A 17,606-nucleotide genomic window follows, 5' to 3' on the forward strand; every position below is an offset into this window, starting at 1 on the left:
TAGGGTTCTAACCCCCTCGCGAATTGTATCATTCCATTCTGTACAAAAACTGTACAGGTTAGGAACTTGTAAGAAAGCATTAAAAAGACCGAGCCTGGAGGCCCGGTCTTTTTAGCCATTTTCAGTTATTGAACATTGTCTTTGGGTACTGATACGAACAGATGAGTTAAGCAACAGGTATTTGAGGAACCGGTAAAAGAAGCGTCTCGACCAAGAAATCTAACTTAATGTGTTGATTGGAAATAATAAGGAAGGAGCATGCCTCGGCAGCTCCTTCCTTACTCATAACAGTCTATTTTCAACTAAGCCAAATTTCGGCGGTCTAATGATTTCCCGCTTAATTCAACTGATCGTCCAACATTGCGTCGATGACTTTCAATATCTTTTTTTGCTCATTTTCGCTTCTGCTTCGGAGCTTGTTCACAATTTCTGCAAGTGTAGACTTGCTCGCCTCTTCGCTAACAGGCTGGATATAATTAAAAAACTCCACCATCGAAAGATCGAGCGCATTCGCAATTTTATTCAGTACCACAATGGAACAAACTTTTTCGGAACGCTCCAGCTTACCAATATAAGTTTCGTGTACCTCAGCCTTACTTGCAAGCTCCTCCTGGCTTAGTCCACGTAGTTTTCGGAAGTGCCGAATGCCTTCCCCTACCATCTTCATCAAATCACTCACAGCGATCACCCTAAGCAAACCATAGACCAGCCATATCATTACTCCAAGATACTATAGTGTTTAATTTTTTAAAAAATACCCTATAGGGATTTTAAATTGTTATAATAAGATTGCCCTTTTTCCAAAAAATATAACTCAATGGCCCGAAATAAGGCTACATGGAGCTTTAAGAAAGGAATGAGTCCCATTAGAGTGCTATGTATATTCCCTGACAACTCAACGACGGATATTTACGTATCCGAAGTTGGAGAATTTCTTCGTATCACAAAATTAGTAAACGGAATAACGATGGAAGGTACCCATTACAGTGTGGCGCATACAGAACTTATTGTTGAAAAAGAAACTTTCTATATTTCAGTGCTATTAATGCATAGCCATGTGAAATAAGCCGTGATTCATAAAACCTTAGAGATATTATCGAGTTTTCAAAAAAATCCGCTCTATCAACCAAAAAAGTTCTTCGAAGCCCGCTTTTATGCGAGAATCGAAGAACTTTTTTTAGCGGCTTCTCAGGACATGCTCGATTCGCTTATCCGGCATGAACCAGATCACGGCAACGAGCACGAAAAAGAAACCGGATATCCAAACACTCACGTATGCGGTCAAGGCAGCAGTCAAGTAGAGTAAAGGAGATAGTTTCCCCTTCCAATCTTTACCCATTGCTGCGACGAATGAGGAATCACCGGAGTGCTGGTTCATAATCATACGCTGAAGCAGCCAGTATGATAACGCCGCTAGTAGTAGAATAATACCGTACAGCGCTGTCGGAGTAGGTGCAAAATGGCTTTCCCCCATCCAAGCCGTCGTGAACGGCACAAGGGATAGCCAGAAGAGAAGCAGCAAGTTAAGCCACATCAACCGCCCGTTCATTGTTCGAACCATATGCAGCAGATGATGATGATTGTTCCAGTAGATGCCGATATACACGAAACTGAAGATATAGCTGACAACTTTCGGGCCAAGCTCGATTAGCGCGTGCCAGTCATGGCCTTCCGGCACTTTGAATTCCAGCACCATGATCGTAATAATAATGGCCAGCACGCCATCGCTGAATGCTTCCATCCGGTTTGCTTTCAATGCGTCTCACCTATTCCCCTCGCTTCATGTTGTCCCAGTCCCCAGGGTTGCCTCCCACCTGGTTCGATGAGATCTATAATGTCCATTATAGAGATCGTTTGTCCTGAGTCTAGCTACTTTTCACCTGAATTTGGGGAAATGACCTTTGCACGGGTAAAAATGTGAACTTCTAGCCCTCACCTATGGTTGCGCAGGGTTATCTTGGAGGGTTTCTGGATAAGGTAAAGTGGTTATTCCCTTCATCTTTTTTGCCTGATAATACAATCTGAGTCGGCATACCATAACCGTTATATTCACAAGCGATAATACAACCAGCCATATGATCAGCGATGACATGGCAGTCCATAGTCCATACCAAGGCAATACTCGCCCGGCGCCAATAAATGTAGCTAACGGCGACAGAAACAAGAGAATCAAGACAGGGAGCAGTCCTCCGGCTAATGAAACAATCCATTTCCCGGTTGTCATGGCCTTTTTGCTTCGATGGATACGATAGAGCCTATATATCCCCCAAGCAATCGTCGCAAGCACCAGCAGAATCATAACTGCCTCCATGCTTTTGCTGTTGACAATCGTCGATTCGGTCTTTTCTCCCTTCATAATCTTTGCGATTCCGTCGACAAACGCCGAATAATCGACAAAGGCGTTTAAACCGGAGTCAAACATCATCGCAATGCCCAGCCGCTGATCCAAAAAGATCGTCTCTTCCGCCTTGTACGTCCATAAAATTCCGCTATGGGAAATCGTCCGGCCCCCCTGCTCATCCTCTTCTGCAAGCCACCCCATTCCATACGGGCCCTTCTGTCCGGCCGTTTGGTACTGCTCCATCAGCTCTGGCGTAAGAAGCCTGCCATTATATTGGGCGAGCATCCACTTGGCCATATCTTCGGCAGTCGAAATCATACCGGCGGGCCCGTCAACGAACCAAGACGGTTCAGACTGGCTTACAGGATGGCCTAGCAATACATAATGCCCTCGCGGAATGGCGGAATTCTCATTGATCTGCCGTGTGTTGCTTACATTCAAGGTATCTCTCATTCCCAGAGGCTCAAAGATATGATCCTCCAAGTAATCGGAGAAGTTCTGTCCGCTCATCGTCTCGACCAATAAAGCCAAATATTGATAGTTCGGGTTGTGGTAGCTATAGGCTGCTCCAGGATCATTCGCCAGCTGAACCGTGTTCAACGACTCGTTAACCTGTCGGAGCGATTGATATGGGGACGAACGGGTCATGTCGGGATTCACCTTGTCATTAAGACCGCTTGTCTGGTTGAGCAAATCCCGAACGGTAATATCCCGAATGCGCTCGTCCTTAGGTGCAAAGTCGAGAAAATAAGATGCGTACGGCGCATCAAGCTCGATTAGTCCATTGTCCACCAGCTGAAGGACAGCCAGTGCCGTAAAAGATTTGCTTAACGAAGCAATAGGAAAGGGGGTGCGGTCGTTTATATCACGGCCATCTGACATAGCGCCGTATCCTTGCGTATAGAACACCTCTTCGTTATGAACGATGGCAAGGGCCGCACCCTGAATATGATTGGCCCTCATCGTTTTTTTGACGTACTGATCGATTTCCTGCTGGACTTCGGCTTTGCTTCGGACTTCAACGGCGGAAGCGGGTCTGGCCAGGATGCCCATCAATAGCAGGAAACAACTCAAGACCAGCCACATTTTCTTCTCTACGGTTCTCATACCAACACTCCTTAATTCATGTTAAGGAAAATGCTAATCGATCTTTTTCAACTATTTATCAACTCCGTACAAAAAACTTGCCGTTACGTTTCCACCGCCATGGAGGCCGTTGGCTACCTGCAGACTACCCTCATGCTTTTCGCAAAGAACTTTGCAAATGTAAAGCCCCAGTCCGTGATGTTCATTGGCATCCCATACCTCTCCTCGATAAAAAGGAAGTACGGCCTTGCGGAGCGCCACTTCGGAAAAACCTGCGCCGTCATCCGCGACGGTTATAGAAAAGAAGCCCTTGCCGACGTTATAATGAACGCTTACGTGACTAGAGGCATATCGCGCTGCATTTACGATCAAATTCTCAAAAACCTGCATCGCCAAATGGACATCGACGGTTATTTCGTTCGCTTCCGCGGCAATGGATGAACCGAAAGTCTTACCATTTCGTCCGGTAACTTGGCGCGCGCTGTCATTCAGCAAGGAGATGAGTTCATCCGTTTCAATCCTACGGCTCTGTACCGGCATATCCTCCAGCTTCTGAATAGAATTCATCGCCTCCGTGTAGCTTTCAAGACGGACGATATGCGCCTGCATTGTTTGAATCGTGTCCAAGAGTTTCTCCTCGGATATCTTGCGCTCCGGCAAGTAAGCGGTCAGAAACTCGGAGTACCCTTTCAGAAGGGATAGGGGCGTTCTCAGATCATGGGCAAAAATAGCGTTAAGTTGTTTCCGTTCCTCGACCGATCGCCAAAGCGTTTGGTGGTTTTTCTCCAACTGACCGCGCATGTTCTCAAATACACGGCATAATTCCCCCATCTCATCCCGGCTGTCGTAAGAAATATGAAATCCCAAATCGTTCGCCGAAATTTTCTCCGATGCCTGCATCAGGATCTCAAGCGGTTTTTTCAGTTTCCACCGATAAAACAAGCTGCCCATCAGGACGATGCCGACGGCAACCGTTAACAGGACAACCGCAACGAGGGAAGGCAGCAACCAATCGTTCACGGAAGAATAGCCGGCAAACCGCAACCGTATACTTTCCGCCCATCTAAACTCCAATGTGATGACGACTAGAACGGCGATGAGCGTAAGGCAGCATAATAGGATGAACGATTGCAGCAAGGTTAACCGCTTCAGGCTCAGCCAGTTTATCATTTTCGCCATTTGTAACCCACTCCCCATACCGTTTCAATCCTGTCGCCGCTGCCATACTCTTTCAATTTGATACGAATTCGCCTGATATGCTCCGCTATTACGGCGCTGTCGCCTTCGCCGTCCAGTCCCCACACTTTTTCAAAAATACGCTCTTTGTCGAACACCATTCCGGGATGCATGGACAATAGCTCTATAATATCGAACTCTTTTTTGGCCAAGGGAATTTGTACATCGTGGATGTAAAGCGCGCGAGCCGAATAATCAATGGCCAAATCTTCGCTAAACCTTACGGACGTTTTCGTTTGGCTTCGCATCTCCCTGCGCAAATGTGCCTCTACCCTCGCGCCCAGCTCATGAAGACTGAACGGTTTGGCTATATAGTCATCCCCTCCGGCCTGAAATCCCGATATTTTATCCGCATCCTCGCCGCGGGCGGTTAGAAACAGGATCGGACAGGACACAAAATGCCGGATTTCCCTGCATAATTCCAGACCGTCAAGCTCCGGCATATTAATATCCAGCAACACAAGATCCGGTTGATTCTCTATTTGCCGCAGCGCCTCACTACCATCCTTCGCCTTCATCACAAAATACCCGTTTATTTCAAAGTAATCCGTGAGCAGTTTGCGAAGATCGGCTTCATCATCTACGATCAGTATCTTTTTCATCTTGCCCTGTCCGCCTCCCCTATCAACTTCTCTGGATCCAGCATAACAAAAATCGCCGTCCGATTCCCGGCAGGGATCGTGAACGGCGACAATTTTAGAGTCACTACTTATGTAGCAGCCTTTTTGGGTAAATGCAGAGATCACTTTACAAAGCTATCGGCCAGTTCCGCCAGCACCTTGCCAAGCCGGTCAAGCTGCTGTTCATTAGCTTCTATGCAGATGCGCTTAGCTTTTTCAAACTCCTCTTTTTTCTTGAAACGTTGACGGAAGGTGACCTTGGTCCGGCCATCGATGTCCTCGAAGGTAGCCGTTACCCGAAATTCGTGAACGTTTAGATGATCAATCACGACCCGCTCCGTCGGCACGAACTCAACAAAGACATTATGGTTAGGATAATCCACGCCATCCGGTCCGTGCATGGTGAACTTCCACGTACCTCCCGGCCTCATATCGCACTCGTGAAACGTATTCTTAAAGCCTTTCGGTCCCCACCACTTTGCTAATAAATCTGGGGTTGTCCATGCCCGAAACACAAGCTCCTGTGAGACATCGTACTCGCGTGAAGCCATAAGTTCATTTTCACCTAATATCAATGTTCTTACCTCCCCTTCTACTATCATGCTCAGTGTGTCCAACATGTTGTATGTACCGTGCTCTCGTATTTCCGGCGTATCATGTTCGTCAAAGAAAGCACCTTGGCCTGTGGCCGGATTCCGTTTGTCCCAACGGAGTGAACCACCCGATTTGATCATAAAACCGCAAGGTTCGTACGGTAAGCCTCGTCAGCTTGGCAAGGCGCCCGACCTTCCAATGTCGCTTCTGAACCATCCCCACTCTTTGGCGCTAGCTATGTACCGGTAGCTCTATTGTAAAACGTTACGTTACGTAAGGTTCAAGTAAAATCGAGGCGCTCTGCCAGAATTTTTTTGTTCTCTAATTTTTGAACACAAGCTATTGGTCCAAGCTTATGACAGCGACATACAATGTCACTACAAGCTCGCAACGAGAGCACCCGCGATAACGGCTGGTCGCGCAGCACATCGACTTCCTAAAGATGAAATCCCCTCTAAGTGGAATGACTGAGTACATGCGCAGCAAAAGTTTGAATGTAACCTGAGGAGACAGAGACATGGGTATTGTGGGAGCCATGTCGCATTATTCATAATCTGGCTCAGCTTAATGAGCCTATCATCATAAAATTGCGAAAGGAGCTGCTGCGGCAGCTCCTCCGTTATATTGTTAAAAATATTTAACAATCTATCTGGTAACGACTTCTTTTCTGGCATTTCCTTTGAGCATGTCCTTCAATGACCGTATACGCCACCGACGTTCCTCTTCATCCACGGCTGCTATAAGGGCGGGCCTGACGGGTCGATGCGAACGTCAGTCCCTTATTTGGACTCGATGCGCCCCAGCTGGATGTCGCTCTCTTCTAGAGCCGCGCGAGCTGCCTGCCAGCTGGAATCGTCGAGGCCGAGCTCATTTCGAAGATAGGCCAACGTGATCTGCTGGATCAAGGCGACTCGTTCGGGGCTCTCGTCCGTCGTCTCCGCGACGCTGTAGCCGGGGATCCCGCCAAGCGAGTGCTCGGCTCCGAAGAGGGTGAGCAGGCTCTTGCTGCCTGGGCTCAGGAAGTACGGGTCGGTGAACCAGTCCGGCCCCCGAGTGGACAGTTGGGACTGGTCATGATCTCCCGCTACCACGAGGGTCGGCGTGCTCATCTCGGCGAAGCTCGGGTTCATGAAGGGGAAGTGCTCTGCCGCGAACGGACTCAAGTCAGCACCACCCTTGCCAGTCGTGGCAAGCAGCACGCCCGCCTTGATTCTTGAGTCGGACATATCCTCTCCCGGCTCGCCGTGGGTATCGAGGACTCGTGCGCCGAGCAGCATGCTCACCGTCTGGCCTCCCCAGGAGTGTCCGGCTGCGGCGATACGGCTTCGATCGAGGCGTCCACTGAGACCGGGGACGGAGGCTTCAAGGTGATCAAGCTGGTCGAGGATGCGCTTCATGTCCTCAACTCGGAAACGCCAGATCCGTGGCGTACGGGGATCTTCAGGAGGAAGGTTCAGCCTCCTCGAGTCAAGATGGGTAGGTTGAATGACCACGAAGCCGTGAGCAGCCCAGTAGTCGGCCAACGGACCGTAGCCGTCCAACGACCAGCCAAAGCCGTGCGAGAAAACGATAATAGGCAATTTATTCCCTATGGCGGGCGCAGACACTCGCACTTGCAGATCTTCGCCACGGCCCGGGGCTGATAGGACTACCGGCTTCACCGAAACGACTGGAGCAGGCACACTAATTTTAATTTTCATAATAAATGTTCCTTTCTTGGAAAAAGATTTAGCCAGACCGTTACGGAGAGGAAGCGGTCAAGCAGGTTCCTGAAATAAAACCGGTATTTAGGTTGACGCGTCAACCTAGGTCAACTGTAGCATATTGTAGTTGACGCGTCAACCATGCTATGATGTTCCTATGAACAAGAACGAGCTAAACCAAGAGGAAATGCGAATATGGCATATGTGGAAAGGCTCCTTTCAGAGCATCTTCGGTCGCGTAATAAAAGAGATGTCTGAGCAGACTGGACTGTCAGAGGGTGATTATGGGGTATTGGATCGGTTAGCCCTTTTGGGGAATGGCAACCTTCGCCAACAGGAATTGGCCGACTCGATGGACTGGGACAAGAGTCGACTGTCACACCATCTGACGCGGATGGAAAAACGCGGACTTGTGATGAGGAAACCGTTAGACACGGATCGCGGTGTTCAAGTCATCATCACATCCGTTGGAGAAGCGGCATTGGATGGTGCCCGTCCCATAGTTTCCAAGGCAATACGCAAATATTTCCTTGATCATTTAACTGATCAAGACATTGAGTCGATTACCAGGCTTGCGGAGAGTACAAAAACAGGGTCTTCCGCGTCTGGTAAGCCACCTAGGCCGTGACCCCGTTTTTTGATGTCATTCCTTCAGTGGATAAGTCAATCGTACTCAATTAACAGAACTCTCCAGACGCGGAGAGTTCTTTCTTTTTTTATCCATATACTTCGCCTTGGCGACAGTTAAGCTTTTATTCCCGATTATTTTTGCAACACCTTCATCAACCACATCGAGAGTCTATATATAGTAAAATATTATCGTAGTTCTACAGCGATTATTTGTTATCAAATGAAGCTCAATACCCAACATTCAGGTGGTGATCGATCTATGACTGTGACTAACAGCAAAGCAAAAGCAATGGGAGCGTTTCTCAAATCACGCAGAGAACGACTTTCACCGGAGGATGCGGGCCTGGAGTTCGCGAGCGGACAACGGAAGACGCCCGGACTGCGGCGCGAGGAAGTCTCCTTACTAGCGGGCGTGAGCGTCACCTACTATACGTGGCTGGAACAAGGGCGAGATTTAACTCCGTCTAAAGATGTGGTCGACAGCATCGCCCAAGCACTCCGATTATCTCCAGCCGAGAAGAGTCATTTATATCAGCTCTGGAACCCGCATGCATTCGAGACGCCTTTTGCGGGCCCAGCCGTCGTAGATCCGCATATGCAGAAGATTATAGATCAATTGACATACCCCTCTCACATCACCAATGAGAGAAGCGAAGTGCTAGCTTGGAACAAGGCAGCTCAGAAGACGTTCACCGACTTTGCTTCCATTCCTGTCCAAGATCGTTATTTCATGCGTTTGTTGTTCGAAGATACGGAAATGCGCAATCGCATCGTGAATATAGAAGAATTCTCGAGATATTCGGTGGGCGTGTTCCGAACTTATTACGATAAACACCGCGATGATCCTTGGTTTGAGACGGCAGTAGAGCATCTTACTCAGAACAGCCCCGAATTCGATCGATTGTGGGGACAATACGATGTTCAACTCAAAAAGGTCAATCGGATTGTTTTGCAGCCCCCCGGTACCCATCAACCTGTTGCTTATGATATCCATTCCTTGGTGAATTTGTCTGACCGCCCGGATATCCACATCTGCATTTACACCCCGGCTACAGAGGATCCGGGTTCTGACCGTTAATATTTTTACTAGTAAAAACGTTGTGTGGTTGCCTTGGTAAGGATCGATTAGAATGGGCTCATATTCGAATAATCCTAACGCCAGAAATGAGGGGTACCTATGCTGCAGCAAAGAAAACTAGGAGAAGAAGGACTTGAAGTGTCGGCCATCAGCCTCGGGACGATGATGATGCCTGACAACGACGAATCCGTGCGTACGATTCAGGGAGCATTGGACATGGGCGTGACGATGTTTGATACAGCCGACCTTTATGGGACGGAATACATGCTCGGGCGGTTTGGGGGAAATGAGAAGCTTGTCGGACGTGCACTTAAAGCTCGGCGCGATGAGGCCGTTATCGCCACCAAATTCGGAATTACACATGGTCAAGGTCCGAAAGGGGATCCCGCCTACATCAAGAAATCCGTTGATGCCAGCCTCTACTGTCTGGGACTGGATTACATTGATCTCTATTATCAGCATCGCCCCGACCCCAATACCCCTATCGAGGAAACAGTCGGCACGATGTCTGACCTCGTAAAGCAAGGGAAGATTCGATACATCGGATTGTCGGAGGCGCCAGTCGATATTATCCGACGGGCTCATGCGGTACATCCCTTAACCGCAGTCGAAACCGAATATTCCCTATGGAGCAGGGAAGTGGAGGACGAAGTTCTCCCGGTTCTTAAGGAGCTGGGTATCGGTCTAGTCCCTTACAGCCCGCTTGGCCGCGGCTTCCTGACCGGCCAGATCAAGAAATTTGAGGATTTGCCGGAAGACGACTATCGGCGCTATTACCCGCGATTCCAAGGCGAGAACTTCGCCAAGAATGTTGAGGTGGTCTCCTTGATCGAGAAAATGGCCTCTCAAAAAGGCTGCACTCCCGCCCAATTGAGTCTAGCCTGGCTCCTGGCACAAGGCGAGCAAATCGTGCCGATTCCGGGAACGAAACGATTGGACCGCGTGCAAGAGAACCTTGGAGCGCTGCAAGTGACGCTGTCAGCTGACGATCTGGCGGAGATTGAACGTATATCCCCCAAGGACGTGGCCGCAGGTAGCCGATTCGGCGCCTTCTGACAAGCATCCGCCCTTTCTGCGTCAGAATAAAGCCTAAAAAAATCACGTCCTCCAAAGGAGAACGCGATATAAAACAGCTTCACTCTGTATTTCAACATCGTCATGAACGTTTTCTGGCGACCACCGCTAACCGGCCGTTTTCGGTCGAGTACTCGCACGTGGACAATACAATAAGCTTGTCGCCATACCGGGCTGTTACGCCCGTGTCATAAAGAGCGAGTTTTTTGATGTTCTGAACATACGATTCGAACTCGGCGGGCGTGCTTACATTCTCAATCTGGTAGTATTTAAAAACGTTGTCCGATTTGCGATAAACTTTTGACAGAATAACGGCAACAATCTCATACTCTTCCTTTTCGTAAAGCGTGCTGAACTGGAACGTTGCATGCTCTTTATAAAAGCTTTCTTCCTTGTACTTCATTAAATCTTTAAACATCCAGCCGCTTTTCATGTGATGCCCATGAATCAGCATAATGTCCGAACCTTTGGTCCGGCTATGCGCGTCCATAAAAGGGAGGCCGCCTTTGTTTTCCTTTTTATCGAAATCATGATTGAGGTAGTACTCCGCATCCTGTGGATTCTGCATGACCGGGTACTCAATTCGGGTGCCGTCCATCTTCAGCCAGCCGACGATGTCCGAGTTCCTCTCGTAAAGTTCTCGAAATTCGGGAAGCATGACCGGCTCATTCGCCTTATTGAACAAAACGGAGGGGGATGCAGCCCCTCCGCCTTTGTCCGATCCTTCCTCCCAAGCTGTTGCCAGCTCTTCGATTTTCTGCTTCTCAGCATAATCCCGCAGGAAAATTCTCGCAACATTGACGAGAGAAAATACCAACACAAGGAAAGAAACGGCGATAAGAATTTTTTTGGTTTTGCTCATTTTCTTACCGCCTTTCCGATCATTGGATGTGCTTTTTCTTCTTGTTACCGAGTAGACAGAACCCGATTGTCATCAAGGACATCAGCGCCAAAGCCATATAGAAGATTGGCGATACGCTGTTGTCTCCGGTTTCCGGAGCATCGTCCAGTTCGTTATTTCCATTGCCCGCACCCTTATCGGCTAAGTCGCTGACATCAGGCACGTTGTCGATGTTGTTATTCCCATTGTTGACGTTGCCAGGCTCGGAGCCAGGTTGGTCAGGAACAGGGCCTGGGTTCTCCGGCTCTGGTGCTGGGTTGACAGGACCTGGGTTCTCCGGCTCTGGTGCTGGGTTGACAGGGCCTGGATTCTCCGGCTCTGGTGCTGGGCTGACAGGACCTGGGTTCTCCGGCTCTGGTGCTGGGCTGACAGGACCTGGGTTCTCCGGCTCTGGTGCTGGGCTGACAGGACCTGGGTTCTCCGGCTCTGGTGCTGGGTTAACAGGGCCCGGATTCTCCGGCTCTGGTGCTGGGTTACCAGGGCCCGGATTCTCCGGCTCTGGTGTTGGGTTAACAGGGCCCGGTCCGCCGCCGGTGTTTATCGGCTTCATTGGCACGTCGTATCTTACAATGTCAAAATCGACAGAAATCGTATCACTTCTGTGCGTCTCGTATCCGTCCTTCGTGACGATCAGATAATAATCCGCTTCAGGAAACACCATGTACGCATAGAAGCCATTTGCGTCGCTATCTTGCTCCGGGCTCTTGTTGTCGTGCGGAGCAAAATTCGGAACTGAAGGAAGCGTTACTTTCGTATCCGGAATACGGCCGTTATCTCTATTCCGCTTCGTATCCGCATAATACAGTGTAACTTTGGCTCCGGCAATTTTCTTGCCAGTGTTAGCATCTCCTGTCGTTTCATCATAAACCGTACCGTAAGGGTCGACCAATTCCTCGGAAATATTCAGCTCTCCGTTAGCCTTCACGTCCAGTTGCGTCACTTTGAGGAGCAATTCTTCGCCGGTCTCGGCTTTATAGCGAACTTCCATGGTGTACTTCTGCTCGCTTAGCCCTTCCACGGAGAAGGTTCCGTTGGAAGCCATCGGAAACGCCTTGGGACGACCGTTCTCCTGAATATAATTGCCGTCCTTGTCCTTCAAATAGATATGCATCTGGCTGGCAAACGAATTGTTGAATAGCGCTGTTGTTCCATCCAACTGCTTGAACAGAACGATCCCTACCGCCGTAATGTCCGCCGGAACGATCTCATCCGTCACGCTGCCGTCTACTTTTGCTTTTTGCGTGAACTCGACAGGAACATCCTTCCCGCCTACCCGATACACCTTCGTATACGTGATCGTATAGTCGGTATCCGCCTCGGCAGGGACGAAATATTCACCCTGCTCATTCGTCCAAACCGTCTGCTGTTCGTTGTTCTTCTTGTTCGTCACGATGATTTCCGCGCTCGGAATGACTTCTCCTGTGTTGTTGTCACGCAGTACGCCTTCCAGATACGGGCGGGTATTGACAAAGTGCGCTTCAGCCACTCTTTTCTCCGGAATGGTACCTGTGCGAACGAGACTTTCAGGATCCGTCACATAGCCGTCTTTCGTATAATCATCCTGGGTCACCGTATACTTGAGATACGTCGGAAGACCTTCTATAACGATCGTCTGGCCGTCGGTAAGCTCGAAGGTGTCTCCTCTCGTAATCGTTCCCTTGCTGCCGTCCGACTTCTCATAGGCGTAGGATTTGTCCGATCCCTCGCCTGTAAAGGTGAGCGTGTACTGGAACGGCTTCGACTTGTCGTCGTCTTTGCCTTTAACCGTGTTGCTGATGAGCAGGCCGCCTTCGATGACTCGCACGTTCGTGAACGGGGCGTTTTCGTCGTTGCCTTCCATGACTCCGGTATAATACCGTTCCTCAGGGTTGGTCACGTATTCGTCGGCGGTGTAGTCCTTCTCGGTAACTGTGTATTTCAGACCAATAGGCAGACCCAAAATATCCAGTGTCTCTCCATGTTTGAGTGTGAAGGATTCACCCGATTTGATCGTGCCCGGTGTACTCGTCGCGCCATCCGACTTCGTATACGCGTAGCTTCCATCCTTGCCTGCTTCTTCAAAGATGACAGTGTACTCGAACGCCTTCGTCTTGTCGCCGCCATTGCCCATGACCGTATTGCTGATCGTCAGATTGCTAACGTATCGCTTGTTGACGAAATCCGCCTTGTGGTCGCCTTTATACACGACTTTGTCAGAGAGTTCACGCGTCCCCGGCACAGTTGTATAACCGTCAACAGTCGTATAATCTGCCTCGGTTACGGTATAGACCAGATCCGCAGGCAATGTCGGGAGCGTCACAGATTCCCCGTGCTTCAGGGTAATCTTGTCTCCGCTCTTGATCTTGCCATACGTATTATCTGGCTTCTTATAGGTGTACTCTCCGTCCTTGCCTTCGCCGGTGAAGGTCACGGTGTACTCGAACTCTTTGTCCGGATCGCTGCCGTTGCCTTCCACCTTATTGCTGATGGTCAGCTTACCTTGGGCCGGTGTGGGCACGACTAGCGGATTATCAGAGGTTACTTTTACGCCATCTACCCAGATAGGCTTCCCTGGCGTGTTTCCTACATATACTTGATACACATGGGTGATCGGCAGCCAGGTATTCAGATCAATGTAGGTTTCCTTCAGCTCGTAATAACCCGGATCCGGGAACAGCAGATTGAGTTTCCCTCCGCTATCGGTTGTTCCTTCTGCAACTTTCGTTCCATCGCTCTTCTTATACAGTGTAAACTGTACACCCTGCAGCAACTTACCGTCAGGATCAACCTTTTTCAATGGTAATAGAGCATTGGAACTTGAACTGCCGGCTACATCTGAATTATCAAGAGTGCTTTCGCTCGTGGCGCTGACAGATTTTAGCTTGTCATCGCCCACCAGCTTAACCTCGTTGCCCATCTTGTCGCCAGCTTTTGCTTTGGTATTGTCCACCTCAGTCTGGTACACAAACTGGTAGAACTGGTTCGGGTCGTCCATCTTAATGGTTAGGATCGTCTTGCCATCAGCACCCGGTTTGGCTTCCACCTGAATTTCACCATTCGGGTCGCTGAGGTCCAGCGCTGCGCCCTCTCTTTCCAGAGCACCGCTAGCAGACAGTTTAGCAGGATAGACTGCCATACTAGGCGCTGTCAGCACAAGCTTTCCGTTTTCTTCATATCGAAGGTTCATGTTGGCACCTATCGTATCCTGTAGAAACACGCCCTGTTCCATGTTGAATGGCGGGGTATAGTTCACCGTCCATTCCAGCACCCCTGGAACTGGCTTAGTTACCAACTTGCCCAGGGTCTGAATAGGTACAATAATCTTACGTTGTTCTGTGACGACCTTTTCCTCGCTACCCCATGTCATGTGAAGATCGGCTTTGTTATAAAGCACCTGCTTGTCTGTGCCGTTGGTGGTGTATTCCTCTAAATATTCCTCTAATGCCGCATTGGATGGTCTTGCCTTTACCAAAATGACATAAGGACTTTCCAATTTAGAAAAGGTGAAAGTTCCCACGTTTCCACTATGGGAAAAACTTACTACATGAGCACTAGCACTTGGTTCAATAAGTGTTTTAGCATCGTTTCTAACACCATATTCTGTACCTGAACCATTGTCCGAAAACCCTTTCCAAAGCTCAAAGTCCTTAGCTTCAGAAAACGGAACAAATTCCCAGCCCTCGGGCAGTGTGTCCACTAGTTTGATATTGCTAATGACTCGATTACCGCCGTCCTTAGCCATTTCTTCTGTGTTATATCCAGGCATATTTACACCTAAACGGAATGTGACCGTCTTGGTTGTCCTGTCATAGGCAGAAATCGTCCATGCTTCATTGTTATCGTTTCTAATGTAACTGCTAACATTATTCGGGTTAACATTTTCAGGTGTACCATCTGCTTTCAATGGCTTCGACGCAAAGAGCATATCTTTGTTCAGCATACGAGAGTGAAGATTCGTTGTATTTTGTGCAGGTTTTACAGTTTCACCATCAAACAATAATGCTCGATTCGTTTTCCCTTTTCCTACATTAATATCTTGCTTAAATAGAAAGCTTGGATCTGTTTCAATTGCACGGAAGCTAAAGGATGTAGCTTTGTCGGTGTTGTATCCAGTCACCTTAATCAAATCCGCTACCACTTCACCGTTCACGGTTAAAGGAATAGCATCCAAGGTCAAGCCGGTTGCATTGTTCACACCCTTCAAGGTTCCAGTATCATACTTCTTCCACAGCTGTGCTGTGGTTACATTCGCTTTTATTTTTGCAATGGTTTCCGGACTTACCTCATCGGTTGCATCCACTGCGCTATCCAAGACGTTCAAATCTCCGCCATGCACGAGTACATCATATACCGCCGCATTTGGCAGGGCATACTGTGGTGTTAGATTAACGGTCCATGTAATGCCGCCCAGGTTATAATCCTCCATCGAAATAGAGCCTGTTTTTGTAAAAGTGTGAGCCCCGACGGTGACAGTTGCTTCATCAGTCACGGCAACAGGATATTTTCCGGAAGTTACATCATTGTTCTGAATACCGCCTGGTGTATCCAAATTCCAGTTGGCACGTGGCTCGATTTTGAAACTTGAGCCGCTTGTTACCTTGCTCTTAATCACTAATTCTACTTCACCATTAATATCCCCAAGGGAATAAACGCCGTTCGTATCTGGTGTAATTGGTGTTCCTCCAGATGAAGCGCCATCCACCCATGTCTGCCATTCAGCTGATATAAAGTCCAGTCCAGCAGGTAATACATTTGTGATAGTAAAGTCCTTTAACCCTTTTTTATTATATTGGTTAACAGTGACTTTCCATGTGATTGTTTCATTAGGATGGTCATACGAGGCGCTGGCTTGAATCCAGTCAGGTTTGATGCCAACACCCCACCCATTGTCTTCAGGGTAGGCTTTCTTACTATTCACCAATTCTTGATCCGTACTGTCATACAGTTGTGAAAAGTTATAGATGATTTGACGATTGCCCCATTCCGTATCCCTGTACTCGTAGTAATACGCCTTCTTAGGAATCCAAGTCTTGAAGGTGATCGTTGCCTTGTCACCGAAGCCGGCAGGGAATGTATAGTTCAACCTACCGCCACTGTAAATCGGCGTTGCAGACACAGGATTCCCTACAGAATCCAGTACCTGAAGGGAATTTTCTACATAAACGCCAACGTTGGTTAAATCATTTGAAAACATCGTCCCGTCAAGCGGCACTGGAATTGTAACATCATCCTTGTCACTAGCGGAAACATCCGCCTTCCATTGGATAACACCCTCTAGAAAATCGGACCTCTTAATCTCCGTATTGCCCCGGCTATATCTCCAGTAGTCTGGCTGATTGTTACTCATCGATCTCATATTAATTGCGTAAGCGGGTGTTATGTTTGGGTTCTCTAGCTGATAAGCACCACCAAAGATACTGATAGGCTTCGTATCGCCGTAATTCATGCCCGTTACATCCGAATTGGCAGTGGTTTCAAAGCCGAAGGTAACCGCTCGTCCAATACCATTGAAAAACCCATCATCACCATCAAATACAATCCTGATGCTATTCGGCGTGAAATAGGCGGTGCCGAGCTGTTTCATGCCTGAATCAGTCAGTGCATTCAGGGTTTTAGTAGCTGTCGGCAGCCCCACTTCCTTGAAGTAGTCATCCCTTCTTAGCTCGATCCAGTCACCCTTCTGAATGTATAGGTCGGGATTCGCATTTGTCGGATTAGCGTCATCACCGTTGACTGGTACCTTGAGACCTTCCGACTTGAGCGTGAATTGCTGTCTACCCTGGATAATTCCGTTTGGATCAATAACAGCATTTCCCTGCTTCACTTCCAGCGGAAAGGTTGAATTAGCATTCATAAACACCGCCGTTTTATCCGTCGGTGCTGCTGCCATCACTAAGAAATTATTCGGCACATCGTACACCGCCTTAGTTACTGACGGCGGTTCGTCCGCGCTCGGCGAATCGGCTTCGCTAACGGTCGCCGCCCCGGAATCGCTTGGCGCGCTATCCGCATACCCCGTGACAGAGAACGCCACTGTCTGCAAGACAAGCATAATTGCCAGGCAGAAAGAGAGTATTGCTTTACCTATGCTGCGTTTTCGTTTCAAGATCCATTTCTCCTCCATTCCCGAAACTGCTGAAATTTTTAGCGATAGTAAGATCATCGACCCGATAAAACTCAACCGGATAGACATCTTCTATTTGCTTGATCCCGGCAGCCCTTTGCATCATCGAAATCTTGCGGAGTTCCCCTCCTTTACACCTCCTACCTTAGTCCTGATTTCCACACTATCTTTCTCATAGTTTAAAAACCTAATCTCTACAAAATCTCTACAACGTGAAGATTTACCTTCTCTTTACAAATC

Annotated in this window: 12 protein-coding genes and 1 pseudogene; 3 read left to right on the top strand and 10 right to left on the bottom strand. The window is 48.6% G+C overall.

Annotated features, from left to right (window positions below; translation table 11 throughout):
- Positions 1–337 precede the first annotated feature (337 nt).
- The 8 genes and pseudogenes from AC0VZ8_RS33245 to AC0VZ8_RS33280 all read right to left on the bottom strand — a co-directional run bounded on the left by AC0VZ8_RS33245 (position 338) and on the right by AC0VZ8_RS33280 (position 7,577).
- Positions 338–679: a helix-turn-helix domain-containing protein gene (locus AC0VZ8_RS33245; protein WP_194540210.1), complete on the bottom strand. Its 342-nt coding sequence runs from the start codon at positions 677–679 to the stop codon at positions 338–340.
- 498 nt (positions 680–1,177) lie between these two features.
- Complete coding sequence (locus AC0VZ8_RS33250) at positions 1,178–1,756, bottom strand: TMEM175 family protein (protein WP_194540211.1); 579 nt, start codon at positions 1,754–1,756, stop codon at positions 1,178–1,180.
- A gap of 180 nt (positions 1,757–1,936) precedes the next feature.
- Positions 1,937–3,448, bottom strand: coding sequence for a serine hydrolase domain-containing protein (locus tag AC0VZ8_RS33255; protein WP_475485630.1), 1,512 nt, complete (start codon positions 3,446–3,448; stop codon positions 1,937–1,939).
- 51 nt (positions 3,449–3,499) lie between these two features.
- On the bottom strand, positions 3,500–4,606 hold the full coding sequence (locus AC0VZ8_RS33260) for a HAMP domain-containing sensor histidine kinase (protein WP_475485631.1): 1,107 nt from the start codon (positions 4,604–4,606) through the stop codon (positions 3,500–3,502).
- On the bottom strand, positions 4,594–5,265 hold the full coding sequence (locus tag AC0VZ8_RS33265) for a response regulator transcription factor (protein WP_475485632.1): 672 nt from the start codon (positions 5,263–5,265) through the stop codon (positions 4,594–4,596). Before AC0VZ8_RS33265 ends, AC0VZ8_RS33260 begins: the two co-directional genes overlap by 13 nt.
- 140 nt (positions 5,266–5,405) lie before the next feature.
- Positions 5,406–5,858, bottom strand: a complete 453-nt coding sequence (locus tag AC0VZ8_RS33270; RefSeq protein WP_475485633.1) for an SRPBCC family protein — start codon at positions 5,856–5,858, stop codon at positions 5,406–5,408.
- Positions 5,859–5,964: 106 nt separating this feature from the next.
- Positions 5,965–6,093 (bottom strand): annotated as a pseudogene (locus tag AC0VZ8_RS33275) (MerR family DNA-binding transcriptional regulator); the annotation flags it as partial.
- A 563-nt stretch (positions 6,094–6,656) separates the two neighbouring features.
- On the bottom strand, positions 6,657–7,577 hold the full coding sequence (locus AC0VZ8_RS33280) for an alpha/beta hydrolase family protein (RefSeq protein ID WP_475485634.1): 921 nt from the start codon (positions 7,575–7,577) through the stop codon (positions 6,657–6,659).
- Between the two features lie 190 nt (positions 7,578–7,767).
- Here AC0VZ8_RS33280 and AC0VZ8_RS33285 point away from each other — a divergent pair, with 190 nt between their 5' ends.
- The 3 genes from AC0VZ8_RS33285 (at position 7,768) to AC0VZ8_RS33295 (ending at position 10,344) form a co-directional block, all read left to right on the top strand.
- Positions 7,768–8,208 (top strand): MarR family winged helix-turn-helix transcriptional regulator, encoded by a 441-nt coding sequence (locus AC0VZ8_RS33285; RefSeq protein ID WP_475485635.1) that lies wholly within the window; start codon positions 7,768–7,770, stop codon positions 8,206–8,208.
- A gap of 261 nt (positions 8,209–8,469) precedes the next feature.
- On the top strand, positions 8,470–9,288 hold the full coding sequence (locus AC0VZ8_RS33290; protein ID WP_475485636.1) for a helix-turn-helix transcriptional regulator: 819 nt from the start codon (positions 8,470–8,472) through the stop codon (positions 9,286–9,288).
- Positions 9,289–9,390: 102 nt separating this feature from the next.
- Positions 9,391–10,344, top strand: coding sequence for an aldo/keto reductase (locus AC0VZ8_RS33295; RefSeq protein WP_475487802.1), 954 nt, complete (start codon positions 9,391–9,393; stop codon positions 10,342–10,344).
- A gap of 100 nt (positions 10,345–10,444) precedes the next feature.
- On the opposite strand, the gene srtB is transcribed toward AC0VZ8_RS33295, so the two are convergent.
- Complete coding sequence (gene srtB / locus AC0VZ8_RS33300; protein ID WP_475485637.1) at positions 10,445–11,224, bottom strand: class B sortase; 780 nt, start codon at positions 11,222–11,224, stop codon at positions 10,445–10,447.
- A 19-nt stretch (positions 11,225–11,243) separates the two neighbouring features.
- On the bottom strand, positions 11,244–17,348 hold the full coding sequence (locus AC0VZ8_RS33305; RefSeq protein WP_475485638.1) for a DUF7601 domain-containing protein: 6,105 nt from the start codon (positions 17,346–17,348) through the stop codon (positions 11,244–11,246).
- Positions 17,349–17,606 lie beyond the last annotated feature (258 nt).

It is taken from the genome of Paenibacillus sp. QJM3NY_38 (assembly GCF_056173265.1).